Source organism: Lysinibacillus contaminans (assembly GCF_001278945.1).
Lineage (GTDB): Bacteria > Bacillota > Bacilli > Bacillales_A > Planococcaceae > Lysinibacillus > Lysinibacillus contaminans.
In genome coordinates this window covers 1-13,406 of the sequence record NZ_LGRV01000008.1, presented here as the reverse complement: position 1 = coordinate 13,406, position 13,406 = coordinate 1, and the positions used below count along the sequence as shown (strand labels likewise).

The 13,406-nt window shown below is 37.4% G+C and carries 12 protein-coding genes; 4 read left to right on the top strand and 8 right to left on the bottom strand.

Annotated features, from left to right (window positions below; translation table 11 throughout):
• Positions 1 to 251: 251 nt before the first annotated feature.
• The gene (locus AEA09_RS18670; protein WP_053585479.1) at positions 252 to 1,103 is read right to left on the bottom strand and encodes a DegV family protein; all 852 of its coding nucleotides are present in this window, start codon (positions 1,101 to 1,103) and stop codon (positions 252 to 254) included.
• A gap of 545 nt (positions 1,104 to 1,648) precedes the next feature.
• Here AEA09_RS18670 and AEA09_RS18665 point away from each other — a divergent pair.
• Entirely contained in the window at positions 1,649 to 3,076 is a 1,428-nt protein-coding gene (locus AEA09_RS18665) for an aldehyde dehydrogenase family protein (RefSeq protein WP_053585478.1), read from the top strand.
• Positions 3,077 to 3,144: 68 nt separating this feature from the next.
• On the opposite strand, the gene AEA09_RS19735 is transcribed toward AEA09_RS18665, so the two are convergent.
• Entirely contained in the window at positions 3,145 to 3,354 is a 210-nt protein-coding gene (locus tag AEA09_RS19735; protein WP_245622913.1) for an RNA polymerase factor sigma-54, read from the bottom strand.
• A gap of 331 nt (positions 3,355 to 3,685) precedes the next feature.
• On the bottom strand, positions 3,686 to 4,285 hold the full coding sequence (locus AEA09_RS18660) for a hypothetical protein (RefSeq protein WP_082332731.1): 600 nt from the start codon (positions 4,283 to 4,285) through the stop codon (positions 3,686 to 3,688).
• A gap of 542 nt (positions 4,286 to 4,827) precedes the next feature.
• On the opposite strand from AEA09_RS18660, the gene AEA09_RS18655 reads away from it, so the two are divergent.
• Positions 4,828 to 6,189 carry a sodium/glutamate symporter gene (locus AEA09_RS18655; RefSeq protein ID WP_053585477.1) on the top strand — a complete coding sequence of 454 codons (1,362 nt, stop codon included), beginning with the start codon at positions 4,828 to 4,830 and terminating at the stop codon, positions 6,187 to 6,189.
• A gap of 258 nt (positions 6,190 to 6,447) precedes the next feature.
• Here the strand turns inward: AEA09_RS18655 and AEA09_RS18650 are convergent, their stop codons facing one another.
• Positions 6,448 to 7,728: an RNA-binding domain-containing protein gene (locus AEA09_RS18650; protein ID WP_053585476.1), complete on the bottom strand. Its 1,281-nt coding sequence runs from the start codon at positions 7,726 to 7,728 to the stop codon at positions 6,448 to 6,450.
• Between the two features lie 602 nt (positions 7,729 to 8,330).
• Between AEA09_RS18650 and AEA09_RS18645 the strand changes: the two genes are divergently transcribed.
• Together AEA09_RS18645 and AEA09_RS18640 are read left to right on the top strand one after the other, a co-directional pair.
• Positions 8,331 to 9,278 carry an alpha/beta hydrolase gene (locus AEA09_RS18645; RefSeq protein WP_053585475.1) on the top strand — a complete coding sequence of 316 codons (948 nt, stop codon included), beginning with the start codon at positions 8,331 to 8,333 and terminating at the stop codon, positions 9,276 to 9,278.
• Between the two features lie 176 nt (positions 9,279 to 9,454).
• On the top strand, positions 9,455 to 11,011 hold the full coding sequence (locus tag AEA09_RS18640; RefSeq protein WP_053585474.1) for a class I adenylate-forming enzyme family protein: 1,557 nt from the start codon (positions 9,455 to 9,457) through the stop codon (positions 11,009 to 11,011).
• Positions 11,012 to 11,099: 88 nt separating this feature from the next.
• On the opposite strand, the gene AEA09_RS18635 is transcribed toward AEA09_RS18640, so the two are convergent.
• The 4 genes from AEA09_RS18635 to AEA09_RS18620 form a co-directional block, all read right to left on the bottom strand.
• Positions 11,100 to 11,333 (bottom strand): hypothetical protein, encoded by a 234-nt coding sequence (locus AEA09_RS18635; protein ID WP_053585473.1) that lies wholly within the window; start codon positions 11,331 to 11,333, stop codon positions 11,100 to 11,102.
• 252 nt (positions 11,334 to 11,585) lie between these two features.
• Entirely contained in the window at positions 11,586 to 11,987 is a 402-nt protein-coding gene (locus tag AEA09_RS18630; RefSeq protein WP_053585472.1) for a hypothetical protein, read from the bottom strand.
• Entirely contained in the window at positions 11,980 to 12,786 is an 807-nt protein-coding gene (locus AEA09_RS18625; protein ID WP_053585471.1) for a protein kinase family protein, read from the bottom strand. The genes AEA09_RS18630 and AEA09_RS18625 overlap by 8 nt, the downstream gene beginning before the upstream one ends.
• 192 nt (positions 12,787 to 12,978) lie before the next feature.
• The gene (locus AEA09_RS18620; RefSeq protein WP_053585470.1) at positions 12,979 to 13,260 is read right to left on the bottom strand and encodes an AbrB/MazE/SpoVT family DNA-binding domain-containing protein; all 282 of its coding nucleotides are present in this window, start codon (positions 13,258 to 13,260) and stop codon (positions 12,979 to 12,981) included.
• Between the last annotated feature and the right edge of the window lie 146 nt (positions 13,261 to 13,406).

Sequence of the window (13,406 nt, the reverse complement as noted above, 5' to 3'; positions counted from 1 at the left end):
CTTTTCTACGCTATCGCACGTACTATTTTGCTTCTCTATTTTTCTCTATTCTATGGCGTTGTGTTTTATGCTAGATTTCTTGAAAAAGAGCATAATAAAAGAGCTCGCAGACGAATCGAGACGGAGAAATACCCGTCAACTCGATTTTAAATACGTCCTAGAGCTCATTTGTTTTTATATGAATTCGTCTTGAGTGGTTCAATGGTTGAAACTTCCTTATCGATGAAGCCTTTTTAGAATTATATACAAGGTTAAACTTCTATTCCTGCAATTCCAAATCCTCCAGGACCAGAATGAGTAGAAATCATTGCACCGGCTTGAATCCAAGTACTATTTTCGAAACCAGTTTCATTTGCCATTTCAGTTATCCGTTGCTTGATAGTTTCACTGAGTCCGATTGAGTAGATAAAATAAATTTGTTGTCTATCTATATCATATTGATTTAAATAATCACGCATTAATTTTTCAGCAACATTGTTCATATTTCCACGATATTTTCTAGTTGAAACAAGCTTTCCTTCTACTAATTCAATGCATGGTTTTATTTTCAATAAAGCACCTCCGAGATAAGCTAAATTACTTACTCGTCCACCTGCTTTTAAAAAATCTAAGCTACCAGGAATGAAAGCAAGCCTGGATTTAGGAACCTTTGATTCGATTTTTTCTATTAAGTGAACAGGATCAATGCTAGGTTCTTTCTCTAGTAAAGTTACAGCATACATCACAACTGCAGTTAATCCACCTGTAACGTTCAACGCATCAATTAAAAAAAGATCCTTAAAATCTTCCGCTGCAATTAACGCATTTTGAAAGGAAGCAGATGCCTTTGACGTATAACCAATGTGAATAATGATACTATCAGGAAAATCTTTTCTAATTTTCTTAAAAAACTCATGATACTCATGGACATTAGTGGCTGATGTAGAAGGTATCTTTTTTGTCCGTTCATAAAAATCATAAATTTCATTTACGGATAGATGACCATCTAAATAATCCTGACCATCCATGATGACATGCATCGGTACAACTTGTACATCATGTTTGTCCGCTAAAACTTCCGGCAAATCGGCCCCACTCTCAGTCGATAAAATAATTCTTCTCACTGTATATCTCCCCCAACGTACATTCTATTAGTGCTTAGCTTTTAAAATTTACTCTAACTATACATTAAAAATGCGGGATTGATGTTTGAATGCGTTAAATTTGTAAATTAGTGGTTTTGTTGACTGGATGGTATTACTAGACGCAAGAAGGCATACTAGCAACAATCTAGAATATATGAAAATGATTTGACCTACTTATATTGGAGAAAAATAGTATGAAATGGCACCAGCTATGCCCCCTACTGGCCACTTCAGGTGTTTCCCCAATGACCTGCAATCATGGATTATTTATGAGCACATCTTGTATACGCTTCTCCATTGAAATCGTTTGTTCCATGCGCAAGGCTCTTCTGTTCTGCGCAAAAATTTTCAATTCTTTTCTACGCTATGGTACGTACTGTTTTGCTTCTCTATTTTTCTCTGGGCGCTCTGTTTTATGCTAGATTTCTTGAAATAGAGCTGAATTGTGATGAAAACGCCAAATGTTTACTATTAATCAAAAAGGGAACATTTTATAGTAAGTCGATTTAAAAAGGAGTTTGATTATGCTTAATCATGTAAAACAATACATCAACGGTGAGTGGGTTGATTCTACTGGGTCAGGCACAATTGACGTAATAAACCCGGCAACAGAAGAAGTGATTGGTAAGATTAGCAGCGGAACTGAGGAAGATGTGAATCGAGCTGTCCAGGCGGCAAAAGAGGCGTTCCCTACCTTTTCTAAAATGTCAGTGAACGACCGAATAAAGCTTCTAGAGGCTATTGCAAAAGAATATGAAAATCGCAAGGAGGATTTAATAAAAGTCATAACCGAAGAGCTAGGAGCCCCCATAACAAAATCGGAGGAAATCCATTATCAACTAGGGCTTACACACTTTAAACAGGCAGCAGAGGAATTGAAAACGTTCAAGTTTACGGAGGAACGAGGAAACTCTTATATCCTGAAGGAACCAATTGGTGTCTCAGGACTGATTACACCTTGGAATTTCCCGACCAATCAGATTTCTACAAAGCTGGCTAGTGCGTTGGCAGCTGGTAGCACGATGGTGGTGAAGCCAACATCTAAAACACCATTTGCGGCTATTATTCTGGCGGAGATTTTTGACAAAGTGGGTGTTCCTAAAGGGGTCTTTAACCTTGTCAATGGTTCAGGTTCAACAGTTGGGAGGGCAATCAGCTCTCATCCGGATATCGATTCTGTATCTTTTACTGGGTCGGGTGCAGTTGGAAGTAATTTAATGAAGAATGCTGCAGACGATATTAAAAATGTCTCATTGGAACTTGGTGGCAAATCGCCCTTAGTCATTTTAAAAGATGCAGATGTCAAGGAAGCAGCGAAAACGGCTTTAGCTCAAATTGCTACGAATACAGGTCAGGTATGTTCAGCGGCTACACGAATGATTGTACCAGAAGAAATGCATGATGATTTCATTGGAGCCATGAAGGAATTAGTAACAGAGTTCCCAGTTGGTGATCCACAAGACAAACATACATTTATGGGTCCACAGGTTTCCAAAGAGCAATGGGAAACTGTTCAAGCCTACATCAAGAAGGGTGAGGAAGAAGGGGCTACCCTTGTTATTGGCGGACCTGGCAAACCAGATGGACTGGATAAAGGATTCTTTTCGAAAATAACAGTTTTCACAAATGTGCAGAACGATATGACGATTGCACAAGAAGAAATCTTTGGACCGGTCATGTCGGTGATCACGTATAAAGATATTGACGAAGCCATTGAAATTGCCAACGATACCATTTATGGTCTTGCTGGTTATGTATTCGGAAATGATAAAGAAGAACTGAAGAAAGTGGCCTTATCTATTCGAGCAGGACAAATCAGAATCAATGATAGTGAAACGGATAGGTCGGCACCATTTGGTGGCTTTAAACAATCCGGTATTGGTCGTGAATGGGGAGATTATGGAATCGAAGAATTTCTTGAGCCAAAAGCGATTATGGGAATGCCATCTTAATCGTAAAGCTGTCCAAGACGTACGTTGGACAGCTTTTTTAGTGTGTCAGGAAGTTGCTTTTTAAGAACCTACATATAGATCCGTTTAGATGAATTGGCAATATTTAATTCTTTACGATATTTTGCAATAGTTCGACGTGAGATTTGTATCTCCTCAGCTACTAATTCAATCGTTAGTTGTTGATCGGATAAAGGTGCGTTTTTACTTTCTTTTTCGATTAGTTCTTTAATACGACGTTTTATATAAGAAACCGAATCGATTTTTCCGGAGCTATTGATGAGCCCTTTTGTAAATAAAGATTGTAACGCAACTCGTGGTACTGGTGAAGTTCTTGTTTTAGTTGCTCAGAAAAATGTTAATCGATTTAGGCAACAATATACTTTTTTTCTCGATTTCTATTTGGGTAGAACGGAAAAGTTTCCCGAAGAGTTGCCATCCTTTTGTTGCTGCGTATTGCGTTAGGGCATCATTTTCTAGGAGGTTTAGGAAGCTTTGTTCAATGTGTTTTTCTCTGATTCGGATGGCGATGTCTACTTTGTTTGATGTAAGAATCCCTTCTGCTTTTTCGGCTAGTTCCTGATTTTTTAGCTCCAGTTTTTCCGTTAGCGATTAAAGCTTTTCAATTTCTTGCGAAGATTCGGAAGGAAGTGCTTTGATTTTTTTCTGGAGAAAGTCCACGTTTAAAGTGAGCTTCATTTCTTCGGTCTCTTCATCTTGTTCCATTTGAAATAAACCGGTATGCATGATCTGTGCAAGCGCTTGGCTTAGAGTATCTACACGTTTGTCAGTGGTCGTTTCGGGTAAGTTTTCTTGAGTTGGTACTTGTTTGACGATATGGCCATCTTCATTGATGCGTAAAAGTTGTTTTAAGCCTTTCACACGGTACTCATCTTTTACTAGCAGTATCATACGTAGCTTCAAAATCGCTTTGAAGTCTAAGCGAATAACGGTTGCTGTTGTTGGATTCGTTGCTTGTCCATCAAATAAGTATTCTTCAAATCGTTTAATGAAGTAACGCAGCTGGGCATCCGTTACTTCAAACCAGCCTGCTACTTCAGGTGGTGAATAGTACTTCTTCTCGATCAATTCGCTTGAATATGGCTCTGATAAAAAGTGCTGTTCGGCTGATGTTTCCTGGATTACTTGAAATAATGGATCATTCGCGAGTACCTCTTGTATACGCTTCTCTATTGAAATCGTTTGTTCCATACGCTACTCTCTTCTGTTCTTCGCAAAATATTTCAATTCTTTTCTACGCTATGGCACGTACTATTTTGCTTCTCTATTTTTCTCTATTCTATGGCATTGTGTTTTATGCTAGATTTTTTGAAAAAGAGTTCTTTTGATTTTCGGTGGTTAACTTTAAAATGTTCATTTTTACAGTTAAAGTAATTGTGTTCGAAATATTGGATAGTTCATTTTTGAGCAATTATTAAAATAGGTGAAGAGAATGTAGAAGCCTTTAATAGGATGGGGAAGAATAGAGAAGAAAGCAGTGAGGATTAAGGTCATTTTAAAAATGGGTTCTGGTGCAATAACATTCGAATTCACGGAACACTAGACAGTTTAACGCCAGTAGAATTTAAACAGACATTAGCTTTCTGTTGACATACCAACCAAAAGAACATTATTCTGGAATTGTATGGAAGTATATCTTTATTATGTCGTTTTTTTGCTGAAAATTTCAATATTACGAAAATAAAATGTGCTGTGTTACAAATAATATCATTTATTTAAAAAGGGGGAATAAAATGAACGAATATTCAATTTGGGCATTGATGATTGATATTAGTATTGTGTCTGGTTTGTTGTTAGTAGGAACAATTTTACGCGCGAAAATAACATGGATTCAATCACTATTTTTACCAGCCAGTATCATTGCTGGTTTTATTGGACTAGCCCTTGGACCTAGTGGAGTAAAGATACTTCCCTTCTCGGACCAATTTGCTACATATCCAGGATTATTAATTGCAGTAATATTTGCATCTATACCAATAGGAAATGAGAAGGTCAATATTGGAAAAATCATTGGTCGAGTAAGAGATATGTGGTCCTATTCAATGTTACTGACTTTGTTAATGTGGGGTGGAGGAGCCCTTTTTGGCCTTTTGGTCCTTGGTCAAGTGTTTACGGACTTGCCAAGTGGATTTGGATTAATTTTAGGGGCAGGATTTTTAGGTGGTCATGGTACAGCAGCCGCAATTGGAGAAGCATTTAGTCTACATGGCTGGGAAGAAGCTAAGTCTCTAGGTATGACATCCGCCACCGTTGGGATATTAGTTGCTGTCTTAGGTGGAATACTGCTTGTTAAAAGAGGTACTGAAAAAGGGCACACACAATTTATGTCGAGCTTTAAAGATTTACCTTCTGAAATGCGATCAGGGTTAATCAAACCCGATGACCGCACTAGTATGGGGGACGAGACAGTATCATCAAGCTCTATTGATCCATTAGTTTTACATCTATCCATCATTGTATTTGTTGTGGGTATATCTTATTGGGTAACTCAGGTATTGGACTCGCTTTTACCAGGAATTGCTGTACCTTTACTTAGTATCGCCTTTGTTGTAGCATTAATTTTTCAAATTTTAATTAGACGAGTAAAAGCTGACTCTTATGTCGATCAACGAATAATAAATCGAATTGGTGGGAGTGCTACCGACTATTTAGTTGTCATCGGTATTGCTTCTATAGATGTTTCAGTAGTTATGGATTATGCCATACCATTAATTTTATTATTTGTTTTTGGAACTATTTGGGCTTATCTCATCTTTAAGTTTATCGGACCAAACATATTCAAAGATTTTTGGTTTGAGAAAGCCTTATTCGGTTGGGGATGGAGCACAGGAACAGTAGCAATGGGACTTTCACTTCTCCGTATTGTGGATCCTGATTTAAAAAGTAAAACCTCAGATGATTATGCCTTATCATACATAGGCATGGTCCCGGTTGAAATTATGATTATTACTTTTGCACCTCTACTAGTTTCCATAGGACTACCGTGGATCATGCCAATTACCCTTCTTATTGTGGGAGTAGTTATTATTGTAGCCTATAAATATTTTGGGTTGTGGGGCTTAGCTGCAAAAGAACAGACCTACAATAAGAAGTGAGGTTTTACTGTCCGAAATGTGAGTTTGTTCTTTGGTCGGTAAAGAAGTAGAAATAGAAGTCGTGAATAGGGTAGGACAGAATAAAAAAGAATAGAGAAGAATACAGTGAAGATTGCGGTCATTTCATTAAAAAATGGCTCAAACAAAGCGCTATTGCAGGTACTATTTTGCTTCTATATTCTATTGAGTGCTGTTTTATGCTAGATTTCTTGAAAAAAGCTCAGACCAATCGAGAGAGGAGAGATTGGTCTGAGCTCTTTATTTTTTTACGACATATTTTGTGGATGGGCCATTGCCAACTCGAAGTATGCGATGCTCATGAATGAGCGATTCGATGATTTTACGGACAGTGCCTTTGCTGCGGTTTAAATACTCTTCTAGCTCTCTCGCAGTGAACGTTTCCTTATCATTCAACCAGCTTTCGATTTGGTTATCCTGTTGTAAGGGTGGAACGATTTGCTGTTTTGGTAACGTCACGACAAAGGCATTCGGACTGACTTTCCAAAATGGCCCTTCTGCGGCATGTTTATAACTTTCCTTCATGCGTTGTAAGCCAGTTCCGTAACTTTCAATCCATTTCATCCGGTAAAACACATTGGCTAGCTTTGGATTACGGCTCTGAGAAATGCCGAGTTCAATATCTTCAAGTGTTAAGCCCTTTACTAAACCGCCAACAGATACGATTTCGATACGATCTGTGAATAGGTGAATGAGGGTGCTGCCACTAAAGCTATAATCTCGGTGTACGACCGCATTAATTAAAGCTTCACGTATCGCATAAGAGGGGTATTCTTCTTGCTCTATACGTTGTAATCCCTCAAATGTAGAAGATTTGGCATTATATAAGCTTAGGTATTCATACACAGCCTCTACTTGTTCCAAAATAGAGCCATTAAACTCTTTACGATCTTGGAATTCAAGCTTATCCGTTCCTTTGTAGCGTGCACATTTAATCGTATGTTCACACTGATCCGAGAATAGGTAACCTAAGTTTGTATAATAGCCGTCATCGGTTAACAGTCCTAGTGTTCGCTGCTGCTCAGGACCAAATTTCAATTGAAGCCTTTCAAAGAACGTTTGAGCAGTGTTAAATGTAAGTTCTTGGTTGAGACTACGCATGGTTTCAAAATTGGAGCCGTCTGATGCCATAATCATTTGACGAATTGCTTCATCGGAGGCGTTACTGACAGAGGTGCCATAACGAACAAATACACCAGAGGGCTTCATGCCTTTACTCGCAAGGTGGTATGGTTTACGACTTCCTTGCGAAACTTGAATTTTAATGATCTCTTTTTGATCACGCTGCATGATCTCTAAACGTGTATGGGCTAAGATGTCAGGCTTAATACTATCTTTAATCATGCTCGACACAGCTTCTAAGCATTGATGTGCATTTTCAAGACCAATTGTCTGCCCATCATCATCAATCCCGATATAGAGGTCGCCCCCCATGGTATTCGCAAAAGCAATGACTTCTTTTTTGATGGCCTCAGTTACTTCGCGTTTCCATTCTAATGTAAGCGATTCTTTCCATTCCATCGAATCAACCCCTCAATCGATTATTCATATTGATCAATAATAATCGATTATAATCGATTAATCAATTTTCTACCTTTAAATCAGTATAGACTAAATTTTTAATTTAAATAGTAAAGGTATTCTTTAATATAATGATCTAACTGAGAGTCAGTGACGTTAATCCAACTGGCCACTTCAGATGTTTCCCCAATGACATGGAATCGTGGATTATTCGCGAGCACCTCTTATATATGCTTCTCTATTGAAATCGTCTGTTCCATACGCTATTGCCTCCTATTCTACGGAAATCTTTGCACTCTTTTCTATGCTATTTAAATGCATGTCCAATTATTGCTTTTCTATAGTTTTCTCTTCTACTGTGTGCTTTTTTATGCCATTTCATTGAAAAAACATTATAAAAGCCTTTTCTTACCTGAATTTTTGATAAGAACTTGACTAGCTTTTGATATAGCGTTTTTATTTTTAATTTTCTGATTATTTTAGTTTTTTAATATAAAAGTAGAGATGATTTGATATGGGGCTAGTAATGTAATAACTATATCTATCATATTATTACAACTAGAAGTGTTATGTGGTCTACTAATCAAGGGGGGTATGGAACAATGACTTTTAAATTTGATTCAGAAATTCAGGCTGTGTTCGATGAAATTCCGAAAAATTCAGAAGAAGTTACATTACCAAAACGTGGAGATTGGAAAGCTTTACGAGAGATGGTGAATGCACTTATAGAACATAGGGCGACTCAAGCTCCATCATTTTCAGATGTGAAAATCAAATCGTTTAATCTAACTACTAAAGACAATGCCGAAATTGAGCTTCGCTGGTATACCAAAATAGGCTCTAATCCTGGTTCAGCTGTTGTATATGCACACGGTGGAGGGATGGTATGTGGAAATCTTGACATGTATGATCCAATTGTTTCTCATTATGTATCTTTGAGTGGTGTACCATTTCTAGCGGTTGAATATAGATTAGCCCCAGAAAATCCAGGCACAGGACTTGTGGAAGATACTTATGCTGCAATTACATGGCTAATTGAACATGCTTCTGAATTAGGTATTGAATCAAATCGAATTGCTGTAATGGGTGATAGTGCGGGTGGAGGTATAGCTGCAGGTGTAGCTATTCTTGCTCGTGATCGTGAGACACCACTTTTGAAACAAATTCTTATTTACCCCATGCTAGATGATAGAAATCTTGAGCCTGATATGTATATTGTCCTATTCGCCTCATGGACATATGACAATAATTATACTGGTTGGAAGGCGCTTCTTGGAGAAGATTTAGCAGGAGATAATGTTTCACCTATAGCTGCCCCTGCACGTAATACAAATTTCGAAGGACTAGCCCCTGCTTACATTGAGGTAGGTGAACTAGACATTTTCCGAGATGAAGATGTTGATTATGCAAAGAAACTTTGGCAATCTGGCATTTCGGTTGAATTACATGTACACCCAGGTGCACAGCATGCGTTTGAACAAGTAGCACGATCTGCACAAGTAACTCAGCGCTCGATGGCCGACCGTGTACGAGTACTCCAGTCACTTTGATAACAAGTATTAAACTAAACGAAAAAAGAAGTTTAATTTAAATAAAGAAAAGCTTATTATCAGCTACGAAAATTGTTAATTGACGTGGTGATGATGGTGCAACAATGGAAGAAATTGCGGCAGAGTTATTCAAGTAAAGGTTTTTATAGTTATAGCCAATTCAAAGGAGTGAGTTTATGACAACAAAATCTTTAGAGATGTCGAGAGAGTTACTACTTGGCAATATATTAAGAAGTGCGGCGCATATTGTACCAGATAAGGTATGTTTTACGTTTGAAAATCAAGAATTTACTTATGCACAAGTTGAAAGTAAGGCGTTACAATTAGCAGGATGGATACAGGAGCAAGGTATTAAAAAAGATCAGAAAATAGGTTTCCTGTTTAAAAATTCTATAGAATTTGTAGAAATGTTTTGGGCTATTACATTATCTGGTGGCGTAGGTGTACCGATGAATTTCCGACTATCCAGTGAAGAATTGCTTTATATGATTAATGATTCTGATACAGAGCTTTTATTTATCGATAAAGAGTATGTAGATACTATTCAATCGATTCGTAACGAATTACCGAATTTGCGTACAATAATAGTAGTTTCTGAACAACTAGTCGAAGGGATGCTTTCATATAATCATTTGTTTGATGAAACATATGATTATATTCCCGAGCAGCAAAGTGATAATGATGCATGCATCATTATGTATACATCTGGGACAACTGGTAAACCAAAAGGGGCTGTACTTACACATAAAAATCTAGTAGTGAACGCACAAAATTTGGTTCGAGAATTAGATTTAGATATGAATGTTAAACAGCTGATTGTAGCTCCGCTTTTTCATACTGCAGCACTCGCATCATTAGTGTTTTGCACTTTAGCACGAGGAACAGCTGTTATTCAGAAAGATTTTGTTCCGAATGCTGTGTTGCAAACCATTCAAGAGGAAAAGATCACAACTTTATTTTTAGTGCCAGCCATGTGGAACTTTGTTGTGAATACGCCTAATATAGGGGACTATGATTTATCTTCTGTGCGAACATGTATTGCTGGAGCAGCAACATGCCCAGTAAAATTAAAAGAGCAAATAATGGAGCATTTTAAAATAGAAGGTATGTATGATTTATTTGGTCAAACAGAAACGAGTCCAGTTACTATTGCCATGAAACCAGCTGATTCAATGCGTAAATCAGCTGCGTTGGGAAAACCTATTTTAAATATAGAGGTACGCATTGTTGATGGGAACATGAATGATGTAGCAGTCGGGGAAATTGGGGAAATTGTGTACCGAGGACCGACAGTGATGAAAGAATATTATAAAAATCCAGAAGAAACAGCAGCAGCTTTTGAGGGTGGTTGGTTCCATAGTGGGGACTTAGTTTCTGCAGATGAAGAGGGCTTTATTTATATACGTGATCGTAAAAAAGATGTGATTATTAGTGCTGGTGAAAATATTTACCCAGCCGAAATAGAAAATCTTTTATATCGTCATGAGGCTATTTTTGAAGTAGCTGTCATAGGTGTACCAGATGCAGAGTGGGGAGAAAGTGTGAAGGCCTTCGTAGTGGTAAAGGAAAATAAAACACTCACAAAGGAAGAGATAATTGAGTATTGTTTTCAAAATTTAGCCTCCTATAAAAAGCCTAAGTTTGTAGAGTTTTTACCTGCATTACCGCGTAATACATCAGGGAAAATTTTAAAACAATCTTTACGTGATGGTATTGCAATCGAATCTAAATAAAATAAAAAAGCTCTTTGACATTGTGTGGAACGTCAAGGGGCTTTTACTATAAGTCGATGAAGTAACCATACTTCAATGGCTTTTATTTTTAAAATGTTTCTAACAAATCATATTTGCACCAGAACCAACGTAACTGGGCGTCGGTAACGTCAAACCAACTTGCTACTTCGGGTGTTGAGTAGAATTTCTTTTCAATCAGCTCTGCTAAGTACTGCTCTGATAAAAAGTGATGCTCGGCTGGTGTTTCCTGGATGACTTGAAATAATGGATCATTTGCGAGCACCTCTTGTATACGCTTCTCTATTGAAATCGTTTGTTCCATACGCTACTCTCTCCTGTTCTTCGCAAAAATTTTCAATTCTTTTCTACGCTATCGCACGTATTATTTTACTTCTCTATTCTATGGCGCTCTATTTTATGCTAGTTTGCTTAAATAAGAGCACATTAAAAAAGCTCTCAGACGAATCGAGACGGGGAATCCTCCATCAACTCAATTTTTAAAATGTCTGAGAGCCCATTTAATTTTCATTAGTTAACTTTAAAACTCCTTTGTTGGTGAGGTTAACCCGTTAACTTATTGAAATTCTAGATAATTTGGTTCCTCAGGATAGTATAGATCTTTACGTAAGCAGACATCCCGATGTTTGAGGGTCTCGCCTTTAAAACGTAGCCAAATTTCATCATCTGCCATCACACCATGTGTTTTTCGGACAATGCCCCAGCGGTTATATGCTTGCATGCCAAGGCTTTCAAGTAGTTCGTCAGCATTGGCACGCGTTGGCGGAAACGTACGCCACTTAAGCCACTTTTCAAGTTCTTCGAGCGTAATATGCCCCTCCATATTCGGCGAAAATTGTTTGTTAAAGTCGGTGATATAGTTAATGACGTATGGCGTTCCACCGCTTACAGGTTTTAAATCAACCGTTGCAATCACATCATCCATCCACATGACATCAAACTTCATGTAATCAATCATTCGTTTCACTTCCTTCAATGAATAAGTGTTTAAAGATTGGATCATTTACCTGTGACAGGAGCACTTGCTTTGCACGACCGAAATCATCTGTACTTGATTCGAGTGCTTCAATAAGCGTTAGTTTATCGATAAAAGCTGGTCCTGTATACAAAGATAGTTGTTTTGAAAAGCTTGAATTAAAAGGTTTTGCCTTTACCTTGCGCATTAAAATCGTTAGAGGTTTACCGGGTGCATAGTCTTTTTCATCTGATAATAAGCTAAGTCCATTATCGAAAATCGGTGCGAGCTGCCATGATTTTTCAACAGGATTATACAGGAATAGAATATTATTCGTATGACGATCCTCATTTAAAATCAGTGCATCAAATGCTAGTATACGACCAATATCAAAACGTACATCCAGTCCTGTAAAGTCTTGTACTTGCTGCATAATTTGTTCGAACTTTTCGGATGTTGATAACGATTTATCGTTCAATATCGGATCAGTTGAAGTAAAGTTTGCTTCAAATAATCGCTCAAGTGTTACTTCCTGTAGTTTGTCTCGAAAATCATGTGAATAACAGCCAATGGAAGTTTCGCCATCAGGTAAGATGATTTCACATGGATAATATTTAACATAATCTTTTTCTTGTAACGTAGAATGAGCCAGTACAAGGGAAGCTAATACTTCGGCCTGTCCTTCATAACCACGTGTATTTTGTTTGACCCATTGATTACCGACACGCCATTTGGATTGGTCGCCTTTACTAGACGTACTAATAATCCGTACAGCATCGGCAGGTATATGAATGCTTTCCATAATTCTCACGTCCAATTAGTTTGAGTTTCTTCTATTATATAGGTAGTCGAAATTCTTTTCATTAGAAAGCTGTTGAGACGTTGAGACGAATCGACATGACTAATACCTTGCAAAATATGATTTCGCGAAGCCTAAGCGTGCTGCAGAGAAAAAATATTTAAGGATTATCTAATGAATTTCTACTATATAAGGTTATCGATACGGTTTCTCACCGTTTAGTACCATCTGTTTTACTTCTTTGAATTTAGCCACCAGTTCCTCACCACTAAAACCAGCTGCAATCAGTTCCTCTAATAAGTTTTCTGCGAAATCCCCATCGACTTTCACAATCGGCTTAATGACCAAATGCCCTTCATGTAATTCAATCATTACTTCCTCACCGATCTGAAGCGTGTCATAGTATTCTTTCGGAATCACTAAATGACGCTGAGAGGATACTTTGATCGTTTTACTTTTAATCATTTCATTATTCATTAGTTATCAGTCCTTAATTTTTATTTATTAGTAATTATTTATTACTCATTATAAATGATATCTGTTTATTTATAAATTATTTAATAATTAATTCATTAGTTATAAGTTAAAAATGAACAGTCCTTCAAAGACAAAAAACAATCCTT